Origin of the sequence: Stappia sediminis, from assembly GCF_009826895.1 — a bacterium.
GTDB lineage: Bacteria > Pseudomonadota > Alphaproteobacteria > Rhizobiales > Stappiaceae > Hongsoonwoonella > Hongsoonwoonella sediminis.
In genome coordinates this window covers 91231-117625 of sequence record NZ_WUMV01000007.1, presented here as the reverse complement: position 1 = coordinate 117625, position 26395 = coordinate 91231, and the positions used below count along the sequence as shown (strand labels likewise).

General features: G+C 62.3%; 25 protein-coding genes. 14 read left to right on the top strand and 11 right to left on the bottom strand.

Features of this window, described 5'->3' with window-relative positions; genetic code table 11:
* Positions 1-12: 12 nt before the first annotated feature.
* The 3 genes from GR183_RS14895 to GR183_RS14885 are packed head-to-tail and all read right to left on the bottom strand — an operon-like array spanning position 13 to position 2145.
* Positions 13-534, bottom strand: a complete 522-nt coding sequence (locus GR183_RS14895) for an arsinothricin resistance N-acetyltransferase ArsN1 family A (protein WP_160776451.1) — start codon at positions 532-534, stop codon at positions 13-15.
* A gap of 4 nt (positions 535-538) precedes the next feature.
* Complete coding sequence (locus tag GR183_RS14890) at positions 539-1318, bottom strand: (Fe-S)-binding protein (protein WP_160776450.1); 780 nt, start codon at positions 1316-1318, stop codon at positions 539-541.
* Positions 1315-2145, bottom strand: coding sequence for an FCD domain-containing protein (locus tag GR183_RS14885; RefSeq protein WP_160776449.1), 831 nt, complete (start codon positions 2143-2145; stop codon positions 1315-1317). Before GR183_RS14885 ends, GR183_RS14890 begins: the two co-directional genes overlap by 4 nt.
* Before the next feature lie 216 nt (positions 2146-2361).
* Here GR183_RS14885 and GR183_RS14880 point away from each other — a divergent pair, with 216 nt between their 5' ends.
* The 4 genes from GR183_RS14880 (at position 2362) to GR183_RS14865 (ending at position 7455) form a co-directional block, all read left to right on the top strand.
* Positions 2362-3594, top strand: a complete 1233-nt coding sequence (locus GR183_RS14880) for a TRAP transporter substrate-binding protein (RefSeq protein WP_208999865.1) — start codon at positions 2362-2364, stop codon at positions 3592-3594.
* A 124-nt stretch (positions 3595-3718) separates the two neighbouring features.
* Complete coding sequence (locus GR183_RS14875) at positions 3719-4684, top strand: TRAP transporter small permease subunit (protein ID WP_202396118.1); 966 nt, start codon at positions 3719-3721, stop codon at positions 4682-4684.
* 12 nt (positions 4685-4696) lie between these two features.
* Positions 4697-6073 carry a TRAP transporter large permease gene (locus GR183_RS14870; RefSeq protein WP_160776448.1) on the top strand — a complete coding sequence of 459 codons (1377 nt, stop codon included), beginning with the start codon at positions 4697-4699 and terminating at the stop codon, positions 6071-6073.
* A complete protein-coding gene (locus tag GR183_RS14865) occupies positions 6049-7455 on the top strand; it encodes a DUF3422 family protein (RefSeq protein WP_160776447.1) in 1407 nt (468 codons plus the stop codon). Before GR183_RS14870 ends, GR183_RS14865 begins: the two co-directional genes overlap by 25 nt.
* 97 nt (positions 7456-7552) lie before the next feature.
* On the opposite strand, the gene GR183_RS14860 is transcribed toward GR183_RS14865, so the two are convergent.
* The gene (locus tag GR183_RS14860; RefSeq protein WP_160776446.1) at positions 7553-7954 is read right to left on the bottom strand and encodes a c-type cytochrome; all 402 of its coding nucleotides are present in this window, start codon (positions 7952-7954) and stop codon (positions 7553-7555) included.
* Between the two features lie 357 nt (positions 7955-8311).
* Positions 8312-9250 (bottom strand): LysR family transcriptional regulator, encoded by a 939-nt coding sequence (locus GR183_RS14855; protein WP_160776445.1) that lies wholly within the window; start codon positions 9248-9250, stop codon positions 8312-8314.
* 214 nt (positions 9251-9464) lie between these two features.
* On the opposite strand from GR183_RS14855, the gene GR183_RS14850 reads away from it, so the two are divergent.
* From GR183_RS14850 to glcF, 4 genes are read left to right on the top strand one after another with little or no spacing between them, the layout of a single operon-like run.
* Entirely contained in the window at positions 9465-10961 is a 1497-nt protein-coding gene (locus GR183_RS14850) for an FAD-linked oxidase C-terminal domain-containing protein (RefSeq protein ID WP_160776444.1), read from the top strand.
* Positions 10961-12178, top strand: a complete 1218-nt coding sequence (glcE, locus tag GR183_RS14845; RefSeq protein ID WP_160776443.1) for a glycolate oxidase subunit GlcE — start codon at positions 10961-10963, stop codon at positions 12176-12178. The genes GR183_RS14850 and glcE overlap by 1 nt, the downstream gene beginning before the upstream one ends.
* Before the next feature lie 51 nt (positions 12179-12229).
* A complete protein-coding gene (locus GR183_RS14840; RefSeq protein ID WP_160776442.1) occupies positions 12230-12595 on the top strand; it encodes a DUF4870 family protein in 366 nt (121 codons plus the stop codon).
* A gap of 27 nt (positions 12596-12622) precedes the next feature.
* A complete protein-coding gene (gene glcF, locus GR183_RS14835) occupies positions 12623-13945 on the top strand; it encodes a glycolate oxidase subunit GlcF (protein WP_160776441.1) in 1323 nt (440 codons plus the stop codon).
* A gap of 14 nt (positions 13946-13959) precedes the next feature.
* Here the strand turns inward: glcF and clcA are convergent, their stop codons facing one another.
* From clcA to GR183_RS14810, 5 genes are all read right to left on the bottom strand, one after another.
* Positions 13960-15309 (bottom strand): H(+)/Cl(-) exchange transporter ClcA, encoded by a 1350-nt coding sequence (gene clcA, locus GR183_RS14830; protein WP_160776440.1) that lies wholly within the window; start codon positions 15307-15309, stop codon positions 13960-13962.
* 138 nt (positions 15310-15447) lie between these two features.
* Positions 15448-15909, bottom strand: coding sequence for a c-type cytochrome (locus GR183_RS14825; protein ID WP_160776439.1), 462 nt, complete (start codon positions 15907-15909; stop codon positions 15448-15450).
* Between the two features lie 312 nt (positions 15910-16221).
* Positions 16222-17034, bottom strand: a complete 813-nt coding sequence (locus GR183_RS14820; protein WP_160776438.1) for a hypothetical protein — start codon at positions 17032-17034, stop codon at positions 16222-16224.
* A gap of 300 nt (positions 17035-17334) precedes the next feature.
* The gene (locus GR183_RS14815) at positions 17335-18042 is read right to left on the bottom strand and encodes a L,D-transpeptidase (protein WP_160776437.1); all 708 of its coding nucleotides are present in this window, start codon (positions 18040-18042) and stop codon (positions 17335-17337) included.
* A 247-nt stretch (positions 18043-18289) separates the two neighbouring features.
* The gene (locus tag GR183_RS14810; protein ID WP_160776436.1) at positions 18290-19033 is read right to left on the bottom strand and encodes a DUF2927 domain-containing protein; all 744 of its coding nucleotides are present in this window, start codon (positions 19031-19033) and stop codon (positions 18290-18292) included.
* Between the two features lie 231 nt (positions 19034-19264).
* Here GR183_RS14810 and GR183_RS14805 point away from each other — a divergent pair, with 231 nt between their 5' ends.
* The 6 genes from GR183_RS14805 to GR183_RS14780 all read left to right on the top strand — a co-directional run bounded on the left by GR183_RS14805 (position 19265) and on the right by GR183_RS14780 (position 24703).
* Entirely contained in the window at positions 19265-19987 is a 723-nt protein-coding gene (locus tag GR183_RS14805; RefSeq protein WP_160776435.1) for a protein phosphatase CheZ, read from the top strand.
* Between the two features lie 152 nt (positions 19988-20139).
* A complete protein-coding gene (locus tag GR183_RS14800) occupies positions 20140-20778 on the top strand; it encodes a DNA-3-methyladenine glycosylase I (protein WP_160776434.1) in 639 nt (212 codons plus the stop codon).
* A gap of 184 nt (positions 20779-20962) precedes the next feature.
* Entirely contained in the window at positions 20963-21961 is a 999-nt protein-coding gene (locus GR183_RS14795; RefSeq protein WP_160776433.1) for a TRAP transporter substrate-binding protein, read from the top strand.
* A 63-nt stretch (positions 21962-22024) separates the two neighbouring features.
* Positions 22025-22543, top strand: coding sequence for a TRAP transporter small permease (locus tag GR183_RS14790; protein ID WP_160776432.1), 519 nt, complete (start codon positions 22025-22027; stop codon positions 22541-22543).
* A complete protein-coding gene (locus GR183_RS14785; RefSeq protein ID WP_160776431.1) occupies positions 22540-23814 on the top strand; it encodes a TRAP transporter large permease in 1275 nt (424 codons plus the stop codon). The genes GR183_RS14790 and GR183_RS14785 overlap by 4 nt, the downstream gene beginning before the upstream one ends.
* A 19-nt stretch (positions 23815-23833) precedes the next feature.
* Entirely contained in the window at positions 23834-24703 is an 870-nt protein-coding gene (locus GR183_RS14780) for an isocitrate lyase/PEP mutase family protein (RefSeq protein WP_160776430.1), read from the top strand.
* 260 nt (positions 24704-24963) lie between these two features.
* On the opposite strand, the gene GR183_RS14775 is transcribed toward GR183_RS14780, so the two are convergent.
* Positions 24964-26394 carry an amidase gene (locus tag GR183_RS14775; protein WP_160776429.1) on the bottom strand — a complete coding sequence of 477 codons (1431 nt, stop codon included), beginning with the start codon at positions 26392-26394 and terminating at the stop codon, positions 24964-24966.
* Position 26395: the final 1 nt, after the last annotated feature.

The following is a 26395-nucleotide window of genomic DNA, read 5'->3' as shown; positions in this document are numbered from 1 at the left end:
TCGCCTTTTCGCTCACGCGTCGATCAGTTTCTCGACGATGACGCAGTCGCGCCATTTCCCGTCGAGCTTGCCGTGGCGCTCATAGGTGCCGACCACGCGAAATCCGAGCTTGCGGCAAAGCGCGAGGCTCGCCGCATTTTCCGGGAATATCCGCGAGAGCAGTTTCCAGGCGCCGTCGGCTTTCGCCAGTTCGATCAGTCCTTCGAGTGCGGCTTTGCCGGCACCCGTCCCGCGCGCCTCGCGCGCCACATAAACGGAAAACTCCCTCACGCCCGCGTAGCAGGGGCGCGCGCGGTAAGGGTGAGCGACCGCATAGGCAACGAGCCTGCCGTCCCGTTCCACGGTCGCGAGCGGAAGTCCGGCATCGAACCAGGCTTCGATATCCTTCGCGCTTCTGTGTTCCGTTTCGAAAGTGGCGAGCCTGTCGTCGATGCCTTCATTGTAGATTTCGCAGATGCGGCCCGCGTCCCCGCGTTCGCCTCTTCGCACGGCAAGGCGCGATTGCGCGGCGGGCGTTGCGGCGCCTTCCTCCATCGCGTCACCCTTTCCCCTTTTCGCCGATCGCCGGTGCATCGGTCATGCCGGCCAGCACTTCGGCGACATGGCGCACCTCGATTGCCGAGCCTTCGCGCTTCAGCTTGCCGGCCATGTTCATGAGGCAGCCGAGGTCGCCGGCAAGCAGCGTGCCCGCGCCCGTCTCGCGGATCGTGTTCGTCTTTTCCGAAACGATCTTGTTGGAGATGTCGGGGTATTTCACGCAGAAGGTGCCGCCGAAGCCGCAGCAGACGTCAGGATCGCGCATTTCCTTGATTTCCAGACCGTCCACGGTCTTCAGGAGCTTGCGCGGCTGGTCCTTCACGCCAAGCTCGCGCAGGCCCGAGCAGCTGTCGTGATAGGTGACGGATCCCCTGAACGCGGCATCGACGGATGTGACGTTCAGGACATCGGTCAGGAAGCTGACCAGTTCATGCACTTTTCCCGCGAAATTTTCAGCGCGTTCATGCGCCTGCGGGTCGTCCTGAAAAAGCTCCGGATAGTGTCGCTTCAGCATCCCCGCGCAGGAGCCGGACGGTGCGACCACATAGTCGTAAGGCTCGAACGCACGGATCACCTGTTCGGCGATTTCACGCGCATCCTTGCGGTCGCCGGAGTTGAACGCCGGCTGGCCGCAGCAGGTCTGGGCCGCCGGCACCTCGACCGTGCAGCCCGCGTCCTCCATCAGCTTCACGGCGGCGAAACCGACGCTCGGGCGGAAGAGGTCGACGAGGCAGGTGACGAAAAGCCCGACGCGCGGGCCTGCGGGGGGCGAAGAACTCATGAAGTCGTAATTTCCTCTGTCGCTTTGCGCGGGGCGCGGCGGCGTTTGGGGTCTTCTTTGGTGGTGGCGAGGCGTTGCTGCAGGCGCAGGCTTGAAACCTCCTGCCACAGCCCGTTGCGCATGACGTCGCGTATTACGTTTTCGACATAGTCGATGTGGGCGACGACGGCGGCTTGCGCGCCTTCCCGGTCGCCGCGCATTACCGCTTCGAAGATGGCCTTGTGCTGGGCGAGCAGCTGGTCGCGAGAGCCCGGATAGCGGTAGAGCTGCATGCGGTTGTAGAAGACGCCGTCGTTGAGCAGCCGGTAGCAGGAACGCAGCGTGTGAAGCAGCACGATGTTATGTGCGCTCTCGCCGACAGCCTGGTGAAACTCGACGTCAAGCTCGGCCTCGCGGGCGAAATCCTCGCTGTCGTGCGCTTCCTGCATGGCGTTGAAGATACGTGTGATGATTTCCTTGTCGGCGTCCGTCGCGCGTACCGCGGCATAGCCGGCGGCAATGCTTTCCATCTCGCGCCGGTATTCCATGTAATCGGCGATCGCTGGCGGATGGCGGCGGATAAGCTCGATGATCGCGTCGGAAAAAACGGTACCGATGACATCGGCGACGAAGGTTCCCTCACCGTGGCGGGTGGCGATCAGCCCGCGCTCCTCCAGTGTCTTGATCGCCTCGCGCAGGATCGGGCGGGAGACGTCAACTTTCTTGGCCAGCTCGCGCTCGGAGGGCAGGCGGTCGCCCGGGCGCACCACCCCCTGCAGGATCAGCTGCTCGATCTGATCGATCACGGCATCCGCCGTGCGATTGTGACTGATCTTCTGAAATACCATTGTGACGCCAGCATTTTTATTGTGCGGCGCAGCCACGGAAACTGTGCAGAGCAGCATGGATCGACGGGACTGCCTTCCTGTCCGTAATTTATTCCGTATTGCGTTCAGTGGTCAATATTGTTATCCAGTTATAGTTCTGACGTTGCGGAAATTTTGATCTTTTCGAAAAGGGGCGAATGGATCGTAATTGGGCCGCACGGCCGCGGGCAACAGGCAATGGCCGCCCGCGGGGAGCTTCGGTTCAGCGGGCACCCGTCACGGGTGCGGCCCGGCTGTTCCGAAAAGGGGGAAGACGCCTCGGGCCGCACGGCAGCGGGGTGGGCCGGGGGCATGCGCCAGATCGCATCCTTCCGGCATGAAAACGGCGTCCACGTCCTTGGGCGTACCAATTGGGAGGAATGTACCGTGAAGAAGCTTCTTACCGCCTTCGCCTTGTCCACTTCGCTCGCGCTCGGCGCGAGCATGCCGGCAAGCGCGTTCGACGATATCAACTGGGACATGCAGTCGACCTATCCGAGCTCGCTTACCCAGCTCGGCACGCTCGGCAAGGTCATTCAGGACAGGCTGGCGGCAACCTCCGGCGGTCAGGTCAATGTCACGTTCCAGGAACCGGGCGCCATCGTCCCGGCGCTCGAAGCCTTCGATGCCGTGTCTTCCGGGGCGGTGCAGGCGGCCTGGTCGACGCCCGGCTACTGGACGGGCAAGGATTCCGCGCTCGCGCTTTTCGCTGCCGTGCCCTTCGGCCCGCAGGCCGGCGAATATTACGCCTGGATCCGCTTCGGCGGCGGGCAGGAGCTGCTTGACGAGATCTACGCCAACTACAACATAAAGTCGCTCATCTGCGGCGTCATCGCGCCGGAAGCGTCCGGCTGGTTCCGTGAGGAAATAAAGTCGATCGACGACCTCAAGGGCAAGAAGATGCGCTTCTTCGGCCTTGGCGCGAAGGTGATGGAAAAGGTCGGCGTTTCCACGCAGCTTCTTGCCGGCGGCGACATTTTCCCGGCGCTTGAACTCGGCACCATCGATGCGACCGAATTCTCGATGCCGGCGATCGACCTGAAGCTCGGCTTTTATCAGGTCGCCAAGCACTACTACTTCCCCGGCTGGCATCAGCAGTCGACGCTGTTCGAACTGATGATCAACAAGGACGAGTGGGACGCTCTTTCCGACGATACCAAGGCGTTGTTCGAAACGGTTTGCGAAGCCAACGTCGCCTACGGCCTTGCGGAAGGCGAGGCGATCCAGTTCACGGCTCTCAAGGAGCTTCAGGACAATGGCGTGACGATACACACCTGGCCGCCGGAAATCCTGGATACGCTGCGTGCGGCCTGGGGCGAGGTCGTGGAAGAAGAAAGTGCTGGCAACCCGAACTTCAAGAAAGCCTGGGATTCGCTGTCCACTTTCCGGGAAAACTACAAGACGTGGAGCGATGTGGGCTATCTGAAATAAGGCCCTTCACGCTTTGACGGATCGGGCGGCGGTGCGACCGCGCAGCCGCCCGGTCTCATCCCTTCGGCCGAGCCTTCCTCGTCATTCGGCCGAAAGCCCCGCATAATCTCGCAGGGGACCTTGAATGGGACAGCTTCTGCTTCTGGCAAGCCTTGCCGCTTCGGCGCTCGCCTTTCTCGGCATTCCGGGCATTCCGGTGCTTGCGCTTGTTGCGCTCGCCGTTTTGTTGCTTGCGGCCGGCGTTTTGCTTGGTGCCCGGCCTGCCGGGGTGCTGATCGTGCTGCTTGCGTGTTTCATCGCCTTCATCGTCGCGCCGGATGGCCTGCCGGCGATCATCAAGGCGGCAGGCGGCAATCCGCTGCGCTTCTTCCGCTCCTATGGGCTATGGGTCGAGATCGCGGCGATCGCGCTGATGATCGTTTTCTTCGTTCTGGCCGTGAAGCGCCGGGGGCCGGGCGGTTATCACGCCGCGATGGAGGCGGCGGAGGATATCGACAGGGCGGTCAGCCTCATCGGCAAGGTCGCGGCATTCCTGTTCATCCCCATGATGGTGATCATTTTCTACGATGTGACGCAGCGAAAGATCATCGAATACGACAGCGGATTCATCGATTCGGGATTCTATTTCTCATCCACCAAGCTTCAGGAGCTGGAGTGGCATCTGCATGCCGTGCTTTTCATGATGTGTCTCGGCTTTGCCTATGTGAAGGATGCCCATGTGCGCATCGAGCTGGTGCGCGATCGCCTTTCGCCCAGAAAGCGTGTGTGGCTAGAGCTTCTGGGCATCGTCCTCTTCCTGATCCCCTATTGCATCATCATCGGCAAGCTCGGCTACACCTTCGCCGAGCGGGCCTGGAACACGAACGAGATTTCAGCAGCCCAGACCGGTCTTTCTCATCGCTGGGTCATCAAGGCGTTTCTGCCGCTCGGCTTCGTCATCCTGGGGGCCGCCGGCATTGCGGCGCTCCTCAAGTGCTGGGTCTATCTATTCGGTCCGCCGGACCTTCAGGAAAGATCGGGCGAATATGCAGGCACCCATCACGCGGACCTGCCGGAAGACGTCGTAACCAAAGGGCCGGTAACGGACTGACGGGAGAATTCGATGAGTGCTGTGGAACTTCTCCCGCTCTTCATGTTCGTTGCGCTGGGGCTATTGCTTTTCACCGGTTTTCCGGTCGCCTTCACGCTCGGCGGCATCGGTCTCGCCTTTGCCGTTATCGGCGACATGGCGGGTGTCCTGAACTGGGCACGGCTCAATGTCCTGCCGAACCGTATCTTCGGCCAGACCATGGAAAACCCGGTCCTGGTCGCCATTCCCATGTTCATCTTCATGGGCACGATGCTGGAAAAATCGGGCGTCGCGAAGGATCTCCTGAACTGCCTTCAGGTGCTCACGCGCCGCGTGCCGGGCGGCCTTGCGCTCTCCGTCACGCTGATGGGCACCATCATGGCGGCGACGACGGGCATCATCGGCGCTTCGGTGGTCATGATGACGCTGCTGGCCTTGCCCGTGATGCTGGAGCGCAATTACCACCTGCCGCTCGCTACAGGCACCATCGCGGCCTCGGGAACGCTCGGCATTCTCATTCCGCCGTCCATCATGCTCGTCATAATGTCCGACCTCATGTCGATCCCGGTCGGAACGGTCTTCATCGCGGCCGTCGTTCCGGGTCTGCTTCTTTCGGCGCTCTACTGCGTTTACATTCTCGGGCTTTGCACCTTCAAGCCGCATCTCGCCCCGCCGCTGCCCGAAGACATCGGGCCGAAATCGCGCGGCGAGTTCTGGTTCATGATCGTGCGCAGCTTCGTGCCGCCGGTCATCCTGATCGTGCTCGTGCTCGGTTCCATCTTCCTCGGCTTCGCAACGCCCACGGAAGCCGCCGGCGTCGGCGCTGTCGGTGCGACGCTCCTTGCGATATTCAACCGCAAGCTTTCGCGGGACGTGCTTGTCGACGTCAGCCACCGTTCGGCGCTGACGACGGCCATGCTCTTCGGCATATTCCTCGGTGCCACCTGCTTTTCGCTCGTCTTCCGCACGCTAGGCGGCGATCACGTGATCGACGAGTTCATCGCCTGGGCGGGGGTCGGGCCTTGGGGCATCCTCTTCGTGCTGATGGGGATGATCTTTTTCCTCGGCTTCTTCTTCGACTGGATCGAGATCACGCTGATCGTGCTTCCCGTTTTCGGGCCCATCGTCTCGAGGCTTGATTTCGGCACCCATCTTGCCGGTTTTGAGAATGTCGGCGAAGTCGCGCTCATCTGGTTCACGATCCTGGTTTCCACGAACCTGCAGACTTCCTTCCTGACACCGCCTTTCGGTTTCGCGCTATTTTACATGAAGGGCGTGGCGCCGCCGGAAGTTCAGATCCAGCACATTTACCGCGGCATTGTGCCCTTTGTGCTCCTCCAACTCATCGGTCTGGCCTTGTGCATGCTCTTCCCCGGCATCGTGCTATGGCTGCCGCAAGTGCTGTTGTAGCGGTGGAAAAAGGGGCGCTGCCGGCAGGTTTTGCGAAGAGGGCGCAAGTTGTGACGGAAACGGACAAGGATGCCGAACGGCCGGGCGGTCTGCCCGCCTTCGAGGCGCATCCCAATCGCGATCTCGTCCTGGGCGAAGTCCATGCGCGCCCCTTTCGCATGGTGGAAACGCCGCGGGTCTTCCTGCGCTACGGCTTTACGACGGATGAAGAGGCGACGGCGCGCGACAGGGAGTGGTTCTCCGGCTTTTGCCGGTCGCATGGTGCCCCCGTGCCGGATGCGTCCGCGCGATATCATGTCATAGACCTGCAGACGGGAGCGCTGCGGTGGGAGCGGCACGGCGAATTCACCACCTACACGTGGGACGGTCCGGGCCAGGGCGTGACGGGCGTGTTCGATGCGCCGCGCGGTCACCCTTTCGGTGCCGGATTTCGCGCGCCGGGGCCGCAGATCGTTGCCGCAAGGCTTGATCTCGTGCGCGTGGAGGATGCCGATTTCGAGCCGCTGATCGAGCGTTTCGACCGCACGAGCCTTGCCGTTTCCAGCATTCACGGAGACGCCGCGCGCATCGTGACGGATTTCCGTCAGGACAAGGACGGCATGACGCGTATCCTGATCGTGGACGACCGTTTGCGGCCTCATCAGGCGGGCGCGCTGGCGCAGCGCCTGCTGGAGGTCGAGACCTATCGCACATTGGCCTTGCTGGGTCTTGCGGAGGCCAACCGCCAGGCGCCGAGCGTGGCGCGCATAGAGGCCGGCCTTGCCGATATCGCTGAGAAGATGCGCTCCAGCGAAGGGGTGGAAACCAACCGGGTTCTTCTGGACGACCTCACTCGCCTTGCCGCTGAGCTTGAAGCCGGGGCGGCGGCAAGCGCCTATCGCTTCGGCGCAAGCCGGGCCTATGAAGCGATCGTCGAGCAGCGCCTGCTTGCCATTGAGGAAAGCCCGGTTGAAGGCTATTTCACTTTCCACCAGTTCCTGAACCGGCGGATGGCGCCCGCCATGCGCACCTGCCGGACGCTGGAGGAGCGGCAGGCAAATCTCTCGCGCAAGCTTGCCCGTGCGGCGACGCTTCTCAGAACCCGTGTCGATGTGGAACTGGAGCGCCAGAACCGGGACCTGCTGGTTGCCATGAACCGCCGCGCCCGTTTGCAGCTGCGTTTGCAGCAGACGGTCGAAGGCCTCTCCGTGGCGGCCGTCAGTTACTATGTCGTCGGCCTGATCTCCTATCTCGCCAAGGCGGCCAAGGAGAGCGGCTTGCATCTGCCGTCAACTGAGGTCGTGACCGGCATTTCCGTACCTGTCGTCGTCATCGCCATCTGGATGATGGTCAAGCGCATCCGCGCCCATCACTCCGATCCGGAAAAGGACGACAGCTCCTGAAAATAGCTGTTCTGCGCCTTGCACGGATGGTGATCAAAGAAAAAAAGCCGGGCGCGGGCCCGGCTCCTTTCAATCGGCAAATCGACGGTGCGACGGCTCAGTTGGATTCCGCGCCGTTTGCGTCGAACTGCTCGAGATAGGCGATGACGTTGTTGACGTCCTCTTCCTTCTTCAGCCCGGCGAAGGCCATCTTCGTGCCCTTCACGGTGCCGCGCGGGTCCATCAGGTAGACCATCAGGGTCTCTTCGTCCCAGACCTTGCCGCCTTCGCCGAATTCCATCATGCCCTTGGAATACTTGTAGTCGCCAACGGTCGCGACTTCCCGGCCGACGACGCCGTTCAGCACCGGGCCGACGCGGTTCTTCGCCTTCTCGCCGACCATGTGGCAGGCCTTGCACTTGCGGAAGACCTTCTCACCGGCCGCCGCATCGCCCTCGGCATGCGCGCCGGAGATCATTGCGACGACGGCGGCGCCCGCGATCAGCATCAGTTTTTTCATTACGTTTTCTCCCATTCCTCGGGTGGTTCGCAATTGCCGGGATGTTTCCCCGGCAACTTATCCCTCGAATTGCGGCAGCAAGCCAGTGATGTGAATTTGAAACACGCCTCATTCTGGCAGCTGTCTCCAGAACGTGCTTCAAATTCGAAAACCACACTGGCAACACAGATTCACCAGTCGCCCTTTTGAATCCGAAGTTCGTTCGGAGCATGGCGCGAACAGGACGAACTTCAAACTCGGGTGACTGGCACACCGGCGGACAACATCTCTAACACGCCGTCCCTAGTGAAGGGCAAGCGATGTCAATTTGTCGCACGCTACAACACATCGGCGTTATTGAGGGCCTTGTCGGAGGCGTTACTCAGCGGCATCCGCCATGCTGAGCCACTCGCTCAATCCCTCGTCCCAATAGGGCGAGGGGCCGTAGAGGCCGGCGAGGAAGTCGATGAAGACACGCACCTTTGCGGGCAGGAACCTTCGGCTTGCGTAAACGGCGTAAAGCCCTACGTCCTTGGACGCGCGATAGGCCGGCAGGATGATGCGCAACTTGCCGTCGCGCAGTTCCGGGCCGATGTCCCAGGTAGAGCGCAGGGCAATGCCGGCGCCCGAAATCAGGGCCTCGCGCACCACTTCGCTGGAGTTGGTTCGGATCGGCCCGTTGGTGCGCACGATCTCCGTCCCGTGCGGCCCCTGCAGACGCCACGGGTCCTGATTCTGCGCGGCAAGGGAGACGTGCTTTTCGCAAAGTTCGGCGATCGTATCGGGCTCGCCGTGGCGGGCGATATAGTCGGGGCTAGCGCATAAAACCCGGTGAATGGGAGCAAGGCGCCTTGCGACAAGGCTGGAATCGGCAAGCTCCGCAATCCTGATCGCAAGGTCGTAACCGTCGCCGACAATGTCGACGAAATCGTCCTCAAGGTCGAGGTTTATGGAAAGCGAGGGGTTTTCGGCAAGGAAGGCTGGAAGGTGCGGGGCGATGTGCAGGCGGCCGAAGGAGGTGGGTGCCGTCACGCGCAGGGTTCCGCGCGCCAGCGCCGACTTTCGGGTGACGAAGGATTCCGCCTCCTCGATCGACGCCAGGATCGCGATAACCCGTTCGTAGAAGCCCTGGCCTGCTTCGGTGAGTGCGATCTGCCGGGTCGTGCGCTGCAAGAGGCGGGTGCCGAGCCGTTCTTCAAGCCGGCGCAGCCGCTTGGAGACGACGGCGGGTGAAAGGCCCATTTCCCGGCCTGCCGCCGACATGCTGCCCGCCGATACCACGCGGGCGAAAATTTCCATGTCCGTGAATGCGTTCATTTTCAACCGTGCGGAAAGAGTGAATGGTCACCTTAGGGGATTTCGAAAGCTCAGGGAATTTGTCAAGATCATTCGTACGAATTCGACGAGATGATGCTCGATAATTTTCGCCGGTACTCATGCGCTCAAGATCAGCCTTCCGATTGTCCATATGCGCCATCCCCGTTAAATACGAGGGAACCAGGAAAACGGTTCATATCGGGAGGGATCGGCCATGAGCGGCATTGCCATGCCCAAGCCGTCGGATGCCGTATTGGCAAGACGGCGCGAGATTGTCGCGGCGCTCAGCGAGATCGTACCGGGCGAGGGCGTGATCGACGCGGATACGGAAATGCGCGCCTATGAGACGGACGGGCTGACGGCCTACCGCCAGCTTCCGCTTGTCGTCGTCCTTCCCGAAACGGTCGATCAGGTCTCCCGCATCCTGCGTTACTGCTATGAAAACGACGTCAAGGTCGTGCCGCGCGGCGCGGGCACCTCGCTTTCCGGCGGCGCGCTGCCGCTTGCCGACGGCGTGCTGCTGTCGATGATGAAGTTCAACCAGGTGCTTGAGATCGACTACGAAAATCGCGCCGTCGTCGTTCAGCCGGGCGTGACCAACCTCGGCATTACGCGCGCGGTGGAGGAGGAGGGCTTCTATTACGCGCCCGATCCTTCCTCGCAGATCGCCTGTTCCATCGGCGGCAACATCGCGGAAAATTCCGGCGGCGTGCATTGCCTGAAGTATGGGCTGACGACGAACAACGTGCTCGGCCTCCAGATGGTGCTGATGACGGGCGAGGTGATCCGCATCGGCGGCAAGCATCTCGACAGCGAAGGCTATGACATGCTCGCCCTCATGACGGGGTCGGAGGGCCTTCTCGGCGTCGTTACGGAGGTGACGGTGCGCATCCTCCAGTCGCCGGAAACGGCGCGCGCCGTCCTCATCGGCTTTCCCTCGAGCGAGGACAGCGGCAAATGCGTCGCCGACATCATCGGCGCGGGAATAATTCCGGGCGGCATGGAGATGATGGACAAGCCGGCGATCCACGCGGCGGAGGATTTCGTCCATGCCGGTTACCCGCGTGAGGCGGAGGCCCTTTTGATCGTCGAACTTGACGGGCCGGAGGCGGAGGTCGACCACCTCCTGTCGCGCATCGAGGAAATCGCGAAAGCCAACAAGGCGGAGACGATCCGCGTTTCGAATTCCGAGGAAGAGCGCATGACCTTCTGGGCGGGCCGCAAGGCGGCGTTCCCCGCGGTCGGGCGCATTTCACCGGATTACCTTTGCATGGATGGCACGATCCCGCGAAAGGAACTGCCGAAGGTTCTTGCCGGCATGCGGGCATTGAGTGAAAAGCACGGCCTTCGCGTCGCCAACGTCTTCCATGCGGGCGACGGCAATCTCCACCCGCTCATACTCTATGACGCCAACAAGCCGGGCGAGCTTGAGGCGGCGGAGGCTTTCGGCGCGGATATCCTGAAGCTTTGCGTCGAGGTCGGCGGCGTGCTGACGGGCGAGCATGGTGTCGGCATCGAAAAGCGCGACCTCATGGGCGAAATGTTTTCCGAAGACGATCTGAAGCAGCAGCAGCGCGTCAAATGCGCGTTCGACGAAAAGCACCTGCTCAATCCTGGCAAGGTGTTTCCCACGCTGCACCGCTGTGCCGAACTTGGCCGCATGCATGTGCACAAGGGCAAGCTGCCTTTCCCGGACATTCCGAGGTTCTGATGGGCGAAACGCTTAAACCGCGCGATGAAAAGGACCTCGTCGAAGCCGTGCGCTGGGCGATCTCGGAAGATCATCCTCTGGAGGTGATCGGCCAGGGTTCGAAGCGGGACCTCGGACGCCCGGTTCAGGCGGGCCATGTGCTTGACCTGTCCGCAATTTCGGGCGTGGAAACTTACGAACCGGCGGAGCTTGTCCTGACGGTCAGGGCCGGCACGCCGATTGCCGAAGTCGAGCGTCTGGTGGAAGAACACGGCCAGGAACTCGCCTTCGAGCCGATGGACTATGGCCCGCTCCTGGGCCGCGAGCCGGGCCTTGGCACGATCGGCGGTGTCGTCGGTGCAAATCTTTCCGGTCCCAAGCGCCTGAAGCATGGGGCCGCGCGCGATCATATCCTGGGGCTTCAGGCCGTTTCCGGGCGTGGAGAGGTGTTCAAGGCCGGCGGCAAGGTGGTGAAGAACGTCACGGGCTACGATCTTCCCCGTGCCCTTTGCGGCTCGTGGGGTACGCTTGCCCTTGCCACCAGCGTCACCTTCAAGGTGCTGCCGCGCGCCCAGACGGAAGCCACCGTTCTTCTGCCCGGCCTTTCTGACGCGGAAGCCGTAAGATCCATGACGCGGGCCATGGGCTCCTCGGCGGAGGTGTCGGCAGCTGCCCACCTGCCGCGGGAGGCTGCCGAAAAGATCGGTGTCGACGGCTTCGACGGCACGAAAGACGCAACGCTCCTGCGGCTCGAAGGGTTCGGTCCCTCCGTCGACTATCGCTTCGATGCGCTCAGAAAGCTTTTCGGCGACGCGATTGCGGCCGAACGGTTGGAGGCGGACGTCTCACGGGCGCTTTGGCGCGCGGTGCGCGACTGTCTTCCCTTCGCCGGCGATGATGCGCCGGTGTGGCGCGTGTCGCTCGCACCCACGGCCGGGCCGGCCTTCGTTGCCGATCTCTCGCGGGTTCTCGCGTTCGAGGCGTTTTACGACTGGTCGGGCGGGCTTGTCTGGCTTCGTCTCAAGGACGGCGATCCCCAGGCGGAAGCGTTGCGCGAAGGTGTGAAACGCGCCGGCGGCGGGCATGCCACGCTCGTTCGTGCCAGCCATGCGGTGCGCACAAGTGTGCCTGTCTTCGAGCCCCAGCCGAAGCCGCTTGCCGGGCTGTCCCGCCGCCTCAAGCAGCAGTTCGACCCCTCCGGCATCCTCAATCCCGGGCGCATGGCGTCCGGGCTTTGAGGTTATCTCTTTCCTGACGTAAAGATAGGGCGTTCAAACGGAGGGAATGACATGAGCATGCAGGAAGAAAATGTATCCGCAAGCTACGTGGAACCCGGCGGCAAGAACGTAACGCTTATCTACATTCTCTATCTTGTCGGCTTCGTGGTCGGCCTCACGGCGCTTGTCGGCGTCGTCTTCGCTTATATGAACCGCGACAAGGTCGAAGGCTGGATCAACAGTCACTACACGTTCCAGATACGCACCTTCTGGCTGGGGCTTATCTTCGGGCTCCTGTCGTTCCTGCTCATGTTCGTCGGGATCGGCTTCATCCTGATGGTGGTGGCCGCCGTCTGGGTGATCGTGCGCTGCGTGAAGGGCCTGCAAATGGCAGGCCGCGGCGAACCGGTGCCCGATCCGCTGACCTGGCTTTTCTAGTTCAAAAAGAAGATCGGACGGTTTTCGATGCAGACAAACTTCTCGCTCGCGCAGCTTGCCGACCCGGATGTGGCGGAATCGGAGAAGATCCTGCGCAAATGCGTGCATTGCGGCTTCTGCACGGCAACCTGCCCGACCTTCGCCCTTCTGGGCGATGAGCTCGATTCCCCGCGCGGGCGCATCTACCTCATCAAGGACATGCTGGAAAACGACAGGCCGGCGGATGAAAAGACCGTCAAGCATATCGACCGCTGCCTGTCGTGCCTGTCCTGCATGACCACCTGCCCCTCGGGTGTGCATTACATGCATCTGGTCGACCATGCCCGCGCCTATATCGAAAAGACCTACAAGCGTCCGCTGTCGGACCGTCTTGTGCGAGAGGTGCTCGGTTTCGTCCTGCCCCATCCGGGGCGCTTCAGGCTTGCGCTTTTCGGTGCTTTCCTTGCCCGTCCCTTTGCCGGTGCCTTCAAGGCGCTGGGCGGGCCGATGAAGCGCCTGGGCGCGATGCTGGAGCTTGCGCCTTCGCGCATTCCCGGCCGCTCGGCCATGGAGGCGCCGGGCGTCTTCAAGCCGGAAAGGCAGGAGCGCAAGGGAAGGGTGACGATCCTTTCCGGCTGCGCGCAGACGGTGCTCCAGCCCTCCATCAACGAAGCGACGATCCGTCTTCTCAACCGCGCGGGTTATGAAGTGACCCTGCCGGAAGGCGAGGGGTGCTGCGGCGCGCTGGTCCACCACATGGGCAAGGAGGATCAGGCGCTGGACGATGCAAGGCGCAACGTCGATGCATGGACGCGGGAGATCGAGGGAGAAGGGCTGGACGCCATCCTGATTACCGCTTCGGGCTGCGGCACGACGGTGAAGGACTACGGCTTTATGCTGCGCGAGGATCCGGCCTACGCGGATAAGGCCACCAGGGTCTCGGCCCTGACGAAGGACATAACGGAGTTCCTCTCCGGCCTGGAGCTTGGCGCGCCCGCGCGCGATGGCGCCATGACGGTTGCCTATCACTCGGCCTGTTCCATGCAGCATGGCCAGAAGATCACGCGTGAGCCGAAGACGCTCCTGAAGGCGGCGGGCTTCACGGTGAAGGATGTTGCAGAGGGCCATCTGTGCTGCGGTTCCGCCGGCACCTACAATATCCTCCAGCCCGATATTGCGCGCCGCCTGCGCGACCGCAAGGTCGCCAATATCGCGAAGACGAAGCCGGACCTCATCGCCACCGGCAATATCGGCTGCATGACGCAGATCGGCGGCGGCACGGACCTTCCGATTGTCCATACGGCCGAGCTGCTCGACTGGGCCTATGGCGGGCCTGCGCCGGAAGCGCTTGAAAAAGCGGGACTGGCTTAGGCCATAAACAGGCGTTATTTCGTCGTGTCGTCGAATCCGGGGATGACCGGCGACTTTTCCACTTCCGGCGGCCCGGCAATGCCGGCTTTTGCCAGCGTGCGCTCCAGCAGGACTTCATAGATCGGCCGGCCTCCCAGTTTTTCGGCGAAAACGGTGGCGCAGGCGCAGGTGATCAGCACGGGAAGCAGCAGTTCGTAAGCGCCCGTCAGTTCCAGCACCAGCACGACACCGACCATCGGCGCGCGCACCGATGCCGCGAAAAGCCCGCCCATCGCGGCGATCGCGAAGGCCTTGGGCAGTTCGCCTGCGTCCGGCAGGACGAATGCGAGCGCCGTTCCGCCGGCAAGGCCGAAACAGGTCGCGATTGAAAGCATCGGCGCGAAGATCCCTCCCGGCACGCCGGACGCGTAGGAGATCATTACCCCCGCGAAGCGCAGCATCGTCAGGCCGATCAGCAGAAAGAATCCGTGCCTTGCGGCAGCCAGGCTTTCGATCAGCGTTTCGCCCCCCTTCGTCGCATCGGGCGCCAGGATCATCAGTGCGCCGGACACCGCGCCGATCGCCGTTGCCGGCAGCCACCATCTGCCCGGCGGCAGGTTCGCGAAAGCGTCGAGGGTCGCCACCAGCGCGCGGTTGAAGAAGACGCCCAGCCCTCCCAGCATGACACCGAGCATGATGAAGCCGGGAAGCAGGTAGACGGGTACGGTGCTTGCGCTGATTACGAGCGAGGGGCCGACGCCTGCGATCCATTCGGTCACGACGGCGCTCGCGGCCGAGGCGGTGATGACCGCGACATACGTCCGGTAGCCATAGGGAAATTGCCGGCGTGTTTCTTCCACGATGAAAAGGATCGCGGCGAGCGGTGCGTTGAAGGCCGCTGCAAGGCCCGCGGCAGCACCTGCTGCGAGCAGGCCCTTGCGGTCTCGTTTGTCCAGGTTGAAACGCTCGCTGATCGCAGCCGCGCTTGCCGCCCCCATGTGGATGGTCGGCCCTTCGCGCCCGAGCACAAGCCCGGCGCCAAGCGAAAGCGCCCCGCCGAAGAATTTGGCGACGAGCACGCGGGCGGCGCGCATCGGGCGCAGGCCCTCCATCGCCCCTTCGATTTCCTGAATGCCGCTTCCGGCAGCTTCCGGCGCCACCTTCCGCACGATCGTGGCGGACGCAAGGGCGGCAAGAGCCGCGAGGATCATGCTTGCGGGCAAAAGCAGGGAAAGCGGCGTTCCGTCCTTCCGCAGGCCCGGCGCGATATGGAGCAGGCCGTCCACGGTCAGGTGGAAGGCCGTTCCGATCAGGCCGGCCGTCAGGCCCAGGCAGAGCGCGAGCCCGAAGTAAAACGCATCGGTGGGCTCGCGCGTCTCATCCATGGGCGGTTGCCCGCCGGATAAGAGATGAAGAAAATCTGGTCACCTTTGGAATCCCGGACGAGGCCTGACATTCAAGATGCCGTTATGGCAACTTTGCTGCCTGTAAGGCAAGCGGGCCGGTTCGGGACCTGTTGGCGATCAGCCTTTCTTCTGGCGGTAGGTTTCGTGGCAGGACTTGCAAGCGCCGCCAAGGTTTTGCAGTTCGCCCGCGAGTGCCTGCCGGTCGATCGAGTCGACAGGCGTATCCGCAAGCGACTGGGCGGCGGCCTGAAGGGCGGATGCCTTTTTGGAAAAATCCTCGAAATTTTCCCAGATCGCAGGGGTCGCCTCGCTGTCGCCTTCAATGCTTCCTTCCGGGAAGAGCGATGCAATTTCGGAGGCGTGTTCGGCAATCCGCTTGCCTGCGGCGCGTGCGGCATGTGCGTCCACCTCGCCGGATTTCACCATCTGCGCAATCGATTTCATCGACTTTGCGATGCCGGACATGAGGTCCATGCGTTCTTTCACGATGCCGGTCGCATCCTTGTGGGCGTATGAAACCCCACCGCCGAGCGCGAATACGACGGCAAGCGCGGAACAAAGGGCCAGTCCTTTTTTCATGCGGCAATTCTCCTCAGGCCGTTGGAAGGCGATCTATACTTCGTCGAGTACTTTCAATGAAGATTGGGCGTTTTCGTGACGAGAATCCGCCCCGGCATCAATGCTTTGAGCATTGCCTCTTCGCCAGGCCCGTTTCAGGGCCTGCAGGTTGTAATCTAGGATTGGAAGATGCCTTCGGCTTCCCGAAGTTTGCTTTTGCGGGTCACAATGGCTTGATTCCCCCCGGTTGTTCCCGCCTTGAGGGAATCGCGCCGGAAGGTACAGGGCCCGTCCGCAGGATAATTCGTTCCGGCGCGTGGCTTGAAGCTTGTGTCAGTATTTTGAAAGATACATGCCTGCGGCCTGAATCACCGCCCGGCATCTCACGGTCATGCCGTTGACCGATACCGGCATGCGGCCGTCCGCCTCGGATGCGCCAAACAGTTCGTCTGGCTGGCAAAGCAGCAGAACCGATTCACCCTCCTGGGGATAGGGCGTCTGCATCACGCCCGATCGGGCGTCCGTCCACCTGCCGCTTGCCGTGGCATCACCCTGGAGGACGGAGAACAGCACCGCGATTATTATGTTGAGGCTGATCATGGCGACGGAAAGGGGGGAGGAGAGCGTTGCCTGCACGCGGCTCCACATGGTTCGCCCTTCGCCTTCACTGCCGGTATCGCCGGCCGGGGGGGAAGCGGCTTCGATCGCGCATGCGGCGCTTTCGCCAAGGTCGAATGCCGCGCGTGCGCGGATATCCCTTGCCCGGCGCAGGGGCGCCGGCCGGTCTTCCGCCGGGCAGGTCCGGGTGAACTTCGGAACGTAGCCGACCGAAGGCAGGCGGATTTCCACCGCCTCGGGTTTGGCGGAATAGTGCTGTCGCAAAAGGCTGCGCAATCTCGACGCATTCACTCTGACGATCGGGTTCGAACGCGGGTTGAATTCGCTTGTCTGGTCGAAGACCTCGAGCGCGATCGTCATTTCCTTGAGGCCGCTGGAGCGGCCCAGCAATGTTTCCTCCACCAGGTATGTCACAAGGCGGCTGATCTTGCGGGAGCGGGCGAATGTCGGCGATGCCAGCAACCGCTGAAGAGCGTCGCGAACCTCGGGTTCGGAAGGCGGTCCACAGGGGTCGAGTTCGTCTTGCATTCGCATTCTCCAAGCCGGTGAAGGTCCGGCGAAATCGATCGTATCCAATTTTCCGGCGGGGGTGACGCAGCGCTACGTGTCTTTACGTATGCGTGTAGCTACACGTATTCGCATGGACGCTTTTTGCGAAACCTTGGCCGCCGCAATCCCTGCCGTGGTATCCCGCTGCAGGCACTCCGTGACATTACGAAACGGAATAATATCGATTCACGAAGAATATTCAATTGCCGCGCCGGCCTGTCACGGGCGGGCGCGGCATGTTTTGGCTGCGAAAGCAGACGTTGGGGAAGGCAACTTCCGTTAAATCACAATGACTTTTGTCCCGACTCCCACCCGCTCGTAAAGTTCGATAACGTCTTCGTTACGCATGCGAATGCAGCCCGAGGAAACGGCCCTTCCGATGGTCCATGGCTCGTTGGAGCCGTGGATGCGGTAGAGCGTTGATCCAAGGTAGAGCGCGCGCGCGCCCAGCGGGTTTGCCGGCCCGCCTTCCATGTGGACGGGCAGGATCTGGCCCTGCTTGCGTGCGCGTTCGCGCATTTCGGCGGGCGGGCGCCAGTCCGGCCATTCGGTTTTGCGCGTCACCTTGTGGGTTCCCGCCCATTCGAAGCCGGGCCGCCCCACGCCAACGCCGTAGCGTCGGGCAAAGCCGTCGCTCTGAACGAGGTAGAGGTAGCGGGTGTTGGTGTCGACGATAATCGTGCCCGGCGTGTGCGGCCCGTTGTAGGCGACCGTCGTCGGCAGGAAGCGCGGGTCGATCGCGGGCGGACGGGCTCGCTGTGCGGCTCTTGCGTCCGGCTGGTAGCGCGTGCGCTGGATCGGGCGCTGGGAGATCTGCGGGCGCACCTGCCCGCGCCGGGGGCTCAGCTGCAGGACCCAGGGCTCGGTCAGGTCCGGGCTCAGGATCAGCGGCGGCGGGCTCGCGCGCCGGTAATCCGCGCTTGCCGGCGCGGCAAAGGCTAGTGCTGCGAAAAGGCCCGCGAGGGCGAATGTGACTGTGCGCTGCATGGACGTACTCGCTACATGTCGTCGGAACGGATAACGGCCTGACTGTACATATTCCGCCAAAACGCAGGTTTTTCGACGACAGGAAAATGCGCCAGGCAGGTGCCGTTAGAGCGAACTCTAGGCATTCGAGGCGTTTTAAAAGTGAATCGGTAACCAAACTTCGGGGCGAATTGGTTTCTTGGTTAGCGAGCGGTTTGCGAACATGGTTGACGGTTTGCAAACGTGCCGAAATCGCGTGCGCCTCGCCTCAGTGGACGTAGCGGCGCACCTCGCGCACGATCGCCGGCAGGAGCACCGCGACCTGATCCTGCGTCATTCCCGGCTTTATGCGCGGGTGGTAGAGCATGTTCAAAAGGAACTTGTCGAAGGTGGTGAAGCGGCTGTGCCTCGAGCGGTCGTTGAAGACGGAGTGGGCGAGTTCCGCGTCGTCGTTCATGGGGCCAAGGCCCTGCAGCAGTTCCTCCACAAGGCAGCGGCGGAACAGGAAGTCTCCTTCGTCGGAGACGATGACGGCCGTGGAGCGGGAAATTCCCTTGCCGTCGGAGACGACGCGCACCAGGCATCTGCCGGGAACGTCGGCGCGATGATCGCCGTAGACGTCGCGGCGTACCACATCCTCGTACTGGTCGCGGTCGACGACGTGAACGTGAAAGTTCGCCTCGTCCGGGTCGCGGGTGACGCGGGTCGAAAGTCCGTGTATCTGCGAATTGAGCTGGCGGATGAATTGATGGATGACGGGCTTGCGGTTCTTTCGCGCTTCGTTGTGCACGTAGAAGCTGACCGTTCCGGTGTATTTCTTGACCAGGTAGGGCTGCCAGCTCCAGGCCCTGTATTCCAGCCCGAAAACCGTCTTCATGAATCCGTCGATCAGTTCCTCCGTGGAGAAGGAATAGTTCGCCGATGCGGCAACGGCCGGTGCGGCCGGTACGCTGGCGACGAAGAGAGCGAGGAGGATCAAAAGACGAAGGAGCGGCGTCTTTCCGTTCGGCACGTTCTAAGGTCCTGGAGGGCCCCTTCGGGGGCACTGTCTGCGATGTTCCATCGGCAAGTTTACACGAAACCTTTCACGCCTGGATAGCGTTGGGTTGAGTGCTTGATAGCGCGAAATTCCCGTGCAGGGAACAATTCCTTAAACCCTCGCCATTATAAAGCTTTGCAATTTCAAGAAGGAGCGCGACCGGCAAAGGTCGCTTGCCAACGGGTAGGTGGGGGTTTTCAGGATATGACGGCGATCAGGAGGGCCTTTCGGGCAGAAGCGCTCTTGTCCGCACGCGAGCGGGCGGTTGACGCGGGCGGCTCGGAAAACGCAGAGAATTTTCGCGAGCTTATGACGGAAATCGCCGAGATCAAGGAGTTGATCAGGCCCGTCGACGAGCTTGGCGAGCATATGATCGAGAAGTTCAAGTCGGAGCTCGGCGAAGCCGTCAAGCTCAAGGCGGAGCTTGACGCCATCTACGATGCGATCGGCGAGACCAAGCGCGAGATCGCGACACTTCACCGCACGACCGGCAGCGAAAGCCAGGAGATGTGCCGCGTCACGGACGAGCTTGACGCCGTTGTCCTCGGCACGGAAGGCGCAACGGAGAATATTCTCGCGTCCGCCGAATTCATCGACGAAACGGCCAGTGTTCTGAGCGCACGCCTCCAGGGTCAGGACCAGCAGCTCGTCAACGACATCCAGGAACGCGTTATCCAGATTTTCGAGAGCTGCAATTTCCAGGATCTGACGGGCCAGCGTATCACCAAGGTCGTCAGCGCGATGCGTTTCATCGAGGAGCGTATCATCAAGATGATGGAGATCTGGGGCGGCATCGAAAGCTTCAATGGGATCGAGCCGGACGCGATGCCCTCGCGCGAAGGCGATGCGGCACTTCTCAATGGTCCGTCGCTCGAAACCGACGAAGGTGTTGCTTCCCAGGACGATATCGACGCGCTGTTCGCCTGACGGCGCGTCCCCGCCCGCGCCTGACGGTCGGTGGAAGGGCTGCCCATACTCTTGCCACGGCCCGGCAGGGTGTATAGAACAAAACAGAAACATATGGGAACCGAGGTGCGACGGCCGTCGCCCGGTCCCTTGAAGATTTGCTGGAGGAAGGCATGGCAGGCGGCGAGGACGGGGTCCTGATCGGCGATGACGGCAAGGCACGGTGCTTCTGGCACGGCAACCTGCCGGATTATTTGCGGTATCACGACGAGGAATGGGGCCGGCCCGTCACCGATGACATAAGGCTTTTCGAGAAGATCTGCCTTGAGGGGTTTCAGTCGGGCCTGTCGTGGCTCACCATCCTGAGGAAGCGGGAGAATTTCCGCGCCGCCTTCGCCGGGTTCGATTTTTGCAAGGTTGCCGAATTCGATGATGCGGATGTGGAGCGGCTTTTGAAGGATGCCGGCATCATTCGCCATCGCGCGAAGATCGTCTCCACGATCAACAATGCGCGGCGCGCCCGCGAACTGGCGGACGAGCGAGGTTCGCTCGCCGCCTATTTCTGGAGCTTCGAGCCCGACCCTTCCGAGCGCCCGGCCGCGATGGACCGCGAAACGCTTCGAAATCTTGCCAAAACGCCGACGTCGACCGCCCTTTCGAAGGACCTGAAGAAGCGCGGCTGGAGTTTCGTCGGCCCGACGACGGCCTATGCCTTCATGCAGGCCATGGGGCTCGTTAACGACCATCTTGAAGGGTGTTGCGTGCGCCAGCAGGTGGAAGCCGAAAGGCAGGCGTTGAAGCGCCCGTCCTGACGTTACGTGCGAATGTGCGGGATATAGTTGGCGAACGGTTGCGGTTCACTCGATAAGTCGTATTTAATCGTGTTCCCTTGGGGGCGGCGCTGCCTGCCGGGTGCGTCCGGTCCGCCGTCCTCGGTGAAGAAACGTCACGATGTCCATCACGATGTCCATCAAGACGTTCAATCGGGAGGAAACGATGAAAATTGGCCGTCTTATCGTCGGCGCCGTTGCCGGGCTTGCCTTGTCCGTCACAGCGGCCCTTGCCGAAAAAACCACCCTGCGCATTTCCCTGCAGCTTCCCATGAAGAGCCACCTCGGGCAGAACCTGCAGCTTTTCAAGGATGAGGTTGAGAAGAACTCCAACGGTGACATCACCGTGGAGATTTACGATTCCGCCCAGCTTTACAAGGATAACGAGGTTCCCCAGGCCGTCGGCTCGGGCGCCATCGAAATGGGCGTTGCCTCGCTCACCCGTTATGTGGGCGATATTCCCGCCGTCGACGTCTTCTACATGCCGTTCCTTCTCAATTCGGAGGAACTGGTGCGCAAGGCGGTCGCGCCCGACAGCCCGGTGCGCGGGCCGATCGACGCCGCGATCGAGGAAACGGGCTCGAAGGTGCTCTGGTGGCAGGCCTACGGCGGCGTGGTCCTGCTCTCAAATGGCGGTCCGGTGAAAACACCGGAAGACGTCAAGGGCAAGAAGGTGCGCGTCTTCGGCAAGACGCTCGGCACGTGGATCGAGGCGGCCGGCGGCGCGCCGACGCTCATTTCCGGCTCCGAGCAGTATATCGCCTACCAGCGCGGCACCGTCGACATCGGCATGACTGGCGTATCGGGCGTCAAGAGCCGCAATCTGTGGGAGGTGATGGACACGATCACCGTCACCAATAATGCCGATATCGAGTTCATCGTCGTCGTCAACAAGGACTTCTGGGAAGGCCTGCCGGAGGAGCACAAGGAGATCATTCAGGCGGCGGCTCTCAAGGCGGAAAATACGGTTCGCGACGAAATGAGCAATATCGAAGCCGCCGCTTTTGATGCCGCCAGGGAAAACGGCATGACGGTCTACGAGCCTACGGAAGAAGAGATCGACGCCTGGAAGGCGGCTGCGCAGCCGGTCTACGACCAGTATCTTGCGGCCTCGGGCGATCTGGGCGCGAAGATCCTGGAAGCTGCGCGCGGCTTCCAGAACTGACCTTCCTGCGGGTGCGGGCGGTCCGGTCGGGCCCGCCCGCGCCGCCTTTCATCGAGAGCTTTCATGTTCCGCATTATCGACCGGCTTTCCGCGGCTCTCGGGCAGTTTGCGGCGTGGGCCTATTTCGCCACCGCGCTCATGCTCGGCTACGAGGTCTTCATGCGCTATGTCTTCATCGCGCCCACCATCTGGGCGGAAGAACTGTCGCGCCTGTTTCTAGTCTGGGGAACGTTCGCCGGCGCGGCCATACTCGTTCACCGTCGCCAGCACATCGCCATTACGGTGCTGACGGATGCCCTGCCGCCGCGCCTGAAACATCTTCAGCAGGTCGTCGTGCTGCTGTTCATCGCGTTTATTGCCGCCGTCACCGTCTGGTACGCCTTCGATATTGCCGCGGATTCGTTTACGCGCGGCCGCACCACCGGTTCCATGCTCGATGTTCCGGCCTGGTGGAACGAGGCGGCGATCCCCGTTTGCTTCACGCTCTTGAGCCTTCAGGCGCTTGTAGAGGCGCTCCGCGTCGCGTTCGAGGGGCCTGCCGATACGCCGCCCGAGACCACTGAAAGCGGGAGCCACGCTTGACCACGGTTTTCATTCTCCTTGCGCTTTTCGGCCTGCTCCTGATCGGCATTCCGGTCGCTTTCGCGCTCGCCGGTCTCGGCTTCGGTCTGCTTGTCGTCGGCGGCTTTTCCCCGCTCATGCTGCCCCAGGGCCTTCTTTCGGCGGCGGACAGTTTCGTGCTTATCGCCGTACCGCTCTTCCTGCTGATGTCGAATGTGCTTTTGAAGGGCGGCGTCGGGCGGGATCTTTTCGCCGCCGTCCAGTCCTGGGTCGGGCACTGGCCGGGCGGTCTTGCGGTCGCCACCATCCTGTCTTGCGGCATCTTCGCGGCGATCTCGGGTTCTTCCGTCGCGACTGCCGCCACCATCGGCACGGTCGCGATCCCGGAGATGACGGCGCGCGGTTATCCGCGCCGTTTCGTGCTGGGCCTGCTTGCCGCTGGCGGCACGCTTGGCATCCTCATTCCGCCGTCGATCCCGATGATCGTCTTCGGCGTGATTACCGAGGAATCGATCATTTCGCTCTTTCTCGCGGGCGTCGGGCCGGGCCTTATCCTGATCGTGCTTTTCGTCCTCTATTCCATGGTCTTCGCGCGTTTCGCGGCCGATTACGAGCCAAGCCCGAAAGCCGGCTGGGACGAGCGCTGGAGCACGCTTCGCCGCGCCTCGCCGACGATCCTTCTCGCGGTTCTGGTGATCGCGGGCATCTACGCCGGCGTCTTCACTCCCACGGAGGCTGCGGCGATCGGCTTTCTCGGTGCGCTCGTCGTCGTCGGTGTCGTGCTTAGGACGCTCGACTGGCCGAAGCTGCGTGACGCCGTCATGGAGGCGATGACGACGACGGTGGCTATCCTTCTCATCATTGCCGGGGCCAAGGTCTTCGGAAAGGCGATCACGCTCTACCGCATCCCTCAGGACATCTCCGTCTTCCTGACCGAACATGTGTCGAGCCCTGCCTTCTTCGTGCTGCTGGTGGGCCTCGTGCTTCTGGTGATGGGTCTTGTGCTCGAAGCCCTTTCGATGATGCTCATCATGGTGCCGGTTCTCTCAGGCGCGCTTTTCGCGCTCGGCATCGATCCGATATGGTTCGGCGTCTTCTTCGTCATCATGGTGGAATGCGCCCTCATCACACCGCCGGTCGGGCTGAACCTTTACGTGATACAGGCCGTGGGCCGGGCGAAGATGGGGGAGGTTTCCTCGGGCGTCTGGCCGTTCCTCGTTCTCATGCTTGCAAGCGTCGCCTTGATATACCTTCTGCCGGATATCGCGCTCTATATTCCCTTCAAACTCTGACCAACCTGGAAGTTCAGTCATGCAAAGCCCCGCCGCACGCCTGCGCGCCCATCTCGAGAAGCCCGGCCTCACCGTCATGCCCTGCTGCTATGACGGCCTCTCGGCGAAGATGATCGGGGAGGCCGGTTTCCCGGTCACCTTCATGTCCGGCTTCGCCGTCTCCGCCGCTAGGCTCGGCTTGCCCGACACGGGGCTGATTTCCTATGGCGAGATGGTGGATCAGGGCCGCAATGTCTGCGCGGCCACCACCGCGCTCGTCATCGGCGATGGCGATACGGGTTACGGCAATGCGCTCAACGTCAAGCGCACGGTGCAGGGTTACGCGCGCGCGGGTTTCGCCGCGGTCATGATCGAGGATCAGGTCGCGCCCAAGCGCTGCGGCCATACGAAGGGCAAGCTCGTCGTCGACCGGGTCCACGCGGTCGATCACATCAAGGCGGCAGTCGACGCGCGTGAGCAGGGGGAGGACATTCTCATTCTCGCCCGTACCGATGCCCGCCACGGTCATGGCCTCGACGAGGCGATTGCCCGCGCCCAGGCCTTCAGGGAAGCGGGTGCCGATATCCTCTTCGTCGAAGCGCCCAAATCGCGCGAGGAGATGGAGACGATCTGCCGCGAGGTGCCCGGCTGGCACATGGCCAACATGGTGGAAGGCGGCGAAACGCCGATCCTGCCCCCCGCCGAACTGCAGGAGATCGGATATCATCTGGCCGCCTTTCCGCTGACGATCCTTTCAGCCGCCATGAAGGCGATGCGCGATGCGCTGGAGGCCATGAAGGCCGGGCGGCATCCGCAGGAGATGCTGCTCGATTTCGCGGAACTGCGGCGGCGCGTCGGCTTCGATGCCTATTACGAAGAAGAGCAGCGTTACGCCGACCGGCGGGATTGAAGGGCGTCGCGGCAAATATGGGGTGATCCGGTTGCCAGCCGGTGTCGTAGACGGGTTCGGAAAGTCCAGGGCCCGGGGCGTCTATCCACGTTGCCTCGTCGGGCCCGCCCGCAGGGCTTTCCAGCCGGTTCCGAAGTGATGATCCTTGTTCCCTGTGGCGGGGCCGGCCTTTGAAAGCGAAACTTCAGGCTGTTCCGGAGTTGCCGATTGCCTCGACAAGCCGGTTTGCCCAAGACCGCTTCATCTGAAGCGGTCTTTTTTTATTCGGCGATTGCCGGCTTGTGCGGCAGCCAGTGTGTCGCCCGCTCGTAGGCGTTGGCGATTTCTAGAACCTTCAGGTCCGCGCGCGGACGGCCAATGATCTGGATGCCCATCGGCAGGCCGTCTTCAGAAAATCCGGCCGGCATGGATATCGCCGGCAGGCCGAGCAGGCTCACCGGCACGACCACTTCCATCCAGCGGTGGTATGTGTCCATGGTCCGTCCGGCGATTTCCTTCGGCCAGTCGAGATCGACATCGAAGGGGAAGACCTGCGCCGACGGCAGGATCAGGAAGTCGTGTTTTTCGAAAAGCCGCAGCATCGCCCGGTGGAACGCGCTGCGCACGGCTGAAGCCGCCTGAATATCTTCAAGCGCAAGGGCCTTGGCGCTTTCGACTTCCCAGATCGCTTCCGGCTTCAGGTGCTTTCGCTTTTCCGGATCGTCGTAAAGCGGCCCGATCCGCCCCGCCACTCGCCAATGGCGAAGCGTCACCCAGGCTTTCCAAACGCTTTCCAGGTCGAAGCCCGTCGATACGGGATCCACTTTCGCCCCCATCGTGTCGAATATGCCGAGCGCGGCGTGGCAAAGCTCCAGCACTCCCTCTTCGAAGGGCAGATGCCCGTCAAGATCGCCGAGCCAGCCTATCCGGCTGCCCTTGATGCTGGAGTCAAGCGCGCCCGCGAATTCCGATCCGTTCCCGTCGAGCGATTGCGGCGCGCGCGCGTCATATCCCGCCTGCACCGACAAGAGCATGGCGACATCGCGCACGCTCCTGCCCATCGGGCCGTCAGTGGCCATGCCGTCAAGGAAGATTTCCGGTGCCGGTCCGGACGGCACGCGGCCATAGCTCGGGCGAAAGCCGATGACGTTGTTGTACCCGGCCGGGTTCCTGAGCGAGCCCATCATGTCGCTGCCGTCGGAAACGGGGATAAGTCTTGCCGCAAGGGCGGCGGCCGCGCCCCCGCTCGACCCGCCGGCGGTCTTCGTCGGGTCGTACGGGTTTCGCGTCGGGCCGAACACCGGGTTGTAGGTGTGGGAGCCGAGGCCGAATTCCGGCGTGTTCGTCTTGCCGATCAGGATGGCGCCGGCATCGACCAGCCGGTCCACCATGATGGAATTCTCAGTCGGCCGGAAATCCCTGAAAATCGGCGAACCCAGCGTCGTTGGAATTGTCTTCGTCGCCGCGAGATCCTTCACCGCCATGGGCACGCCGTGCAGCCAGCCCCGGCACATGCCCTGGTCGAGTTCGCGGTCTCGCTCGTCCGCCTCCGCGATCAGGTCTTCGCGCTCGCGCAAGCTGACGATCGCGTTGATCTTCGGATTGACCGCCTCGATCCGGTCAAGAAAGGCGATCATCACTTCCCGGCAGGAAAACAGGCGCGAGCGGATGCCTTCCGACAGAGAAACGGCTGAAAGCTCCGTGATATTCATG

Excerpts from the sequence above, each read along its gene's own strand:
- GR183_RS14865 (WP_160776447.1), top strand. The coding sequence starts at position 6,049 with ATGGCTGCCGCAAGTGCTGTTGTAGCGGTGGAAAAAGGGGCGCTGCCG.
- GR183_RS14840 (WP_160776442.1), top strand. The coding sequence starts at position 12,230 with ATGAGCATGCAGGAAGAAAATGTATCCGCAAGCTACGTGGAACCCGGC.
- glcF (WP_160776441.1), top strand. The coding sequence starts at position 12,623 with ATGCAGACAAACTTCTCGCTCGCGCAGCTTGCCGACCCGGATGTGGCG.
- GR183_RS14780 (WP_160776430.1), top strand. The coding sequence starts at position 23,834 with ATGCAAAGCCCCGCCGCACGCCTGCGCGCCCATCTCGAGAAGCCCGGC.
- GR183_RS14795 (WP_160776433.1), top strand. The coding sequence starts at position 20,963 with ATGAAAATTGGCCGTCTTATCGTCGGCGCCGTTGCCGGGCTTGCCTTG.
- GR183_RS14855 (WP_160776445.1), bottom strand. The coding sequence starts at position 9,250 with ATGAACGCATTCACGGACATGGAAATTTTCGCCCGCGTGGTATCGGCG.
- glcE (WP_160776443.1), top strand. The coding sequence starts at position 10,961 with ATGGGCGAAACGCTTAAACCGCGCGATGAAAAGGACCTCGTCGAAGCC.
- GR183_RS14775 (WP_160776429.1), bottom strand. The coding sequence starts at position 26,394 with ATGAATATCACGGAGCTTTCAGCCGTTTCTCTGTCGGAAGGCATCCGC.
- GR183_RS14820 (WP_160776438.1), bottom strand. The coding sequence starts at position 17,034 with ATGCAAGACGAACTCGACCCCTGTGGACCGCCTTCCGAACCCGAGGTT.
- GR183_RS14895 (WP_160776451.1), bottom strand. The coding sequence starts at position 534 with ATGGAGGAAGGCGCCGCAACGCCCGCCGCGCAATCGCGCCTTGCCGTG.
- GR183_RS14885 (WP_160776449.1), bottom strand. The coding sequence starts at position 2,145 with ATGGTATTTCAGAAGATCAGTCACAATCGCACGGCGGATGCCGTGATC.
- GR183_RS14790 (WP_160776432.1), top strand. The coding sequence starts at position 22,025 with ATGTTCCGCATTATCGACCGGCTTTCCGCGGCTCTCGGGCAGTTTGCG.
- GR183_RS14800 (WP_160776434.1), top strand. The coding sequence starts at position 20,140 with ATGGCAGGCGGCGAGGACGGGGTCCTGATCGGCGATGACGGCAAGGCA.
- GR183_RS14850 (WP_160776444.1), top strand. The coding sequence starts at position 9,465 with ATGAGCGGCATTGCCATGCCCAAGCCGTCGGATGCCGTATTGGCAAGA.
- GR183_RS14815 (WP_160776437.1), bottom strand. The coding sequence starts at position 18,042 with ATGCAGCGCACAGTCACATTCGCCCTCGCGGGCCTTTTCGCAGCACTA.
- GR183_RS14860 (WP_160776446.1), bottom strand. The coding sequence starts at position 7,954 with ATGAAAAAACTGATGCTGATCGCGGGCGCCGCCGTCGTCGCAATGATC.
- GR183_RS14825 (WP_160776439.1), bottom strand. The coding sequence starts at position 15,909 with ATGAAAAAAGGACTGGCCCTTTGTTCCGCGCTTGCCGTCGTATTCGCG.
- GR183_RS14890 (WP_160776450.1), bottom strand. The coding sequence starts at position 1,318 with ATGAGTTCTTCGCCCCCCGCAGGCCCGCGCGTCGGGCTTTTCGTCACC.
- GR183_RS14805 (WP_160776435.1), top strand. The coding sequence starts at position 19,265 with ATGACGGCGATCAGGAGGGCCTTTCGGGCAGAAGCGCTCTTGTCCGCA.
- GR183_RS14875 (WP_202396118.1), top strand. The coding sequence starts at position 3,719 with ATGGGACAGCTTCTGCTTCTGGCAAGCCTTGCCGCTTCGGCGCTCGCC.
- GR183_RS14880 (WP_208999865.1), top strand. The coding sequence starts at position 2,362 with ATGGCCGCCCGCGGGGAGCTTCGGTTCAGCGGGCACCCGTCACGGGTG.
- clcA (WP_160776440.1), bottom strand. The coding sequence starts at position 15,309 with ATGGATGAGACGCGCGAGCCCACCGATGCGTTTTACTTCGGGCTCGCG.
- GR183_RS14870 (WP_160776448.1), top strand. The coding sequence starts at position 4,697 with ATGAGTGCTGTGGAACTTCTCCCGCTCTTCATGTTCGTTGCGCTGGGG.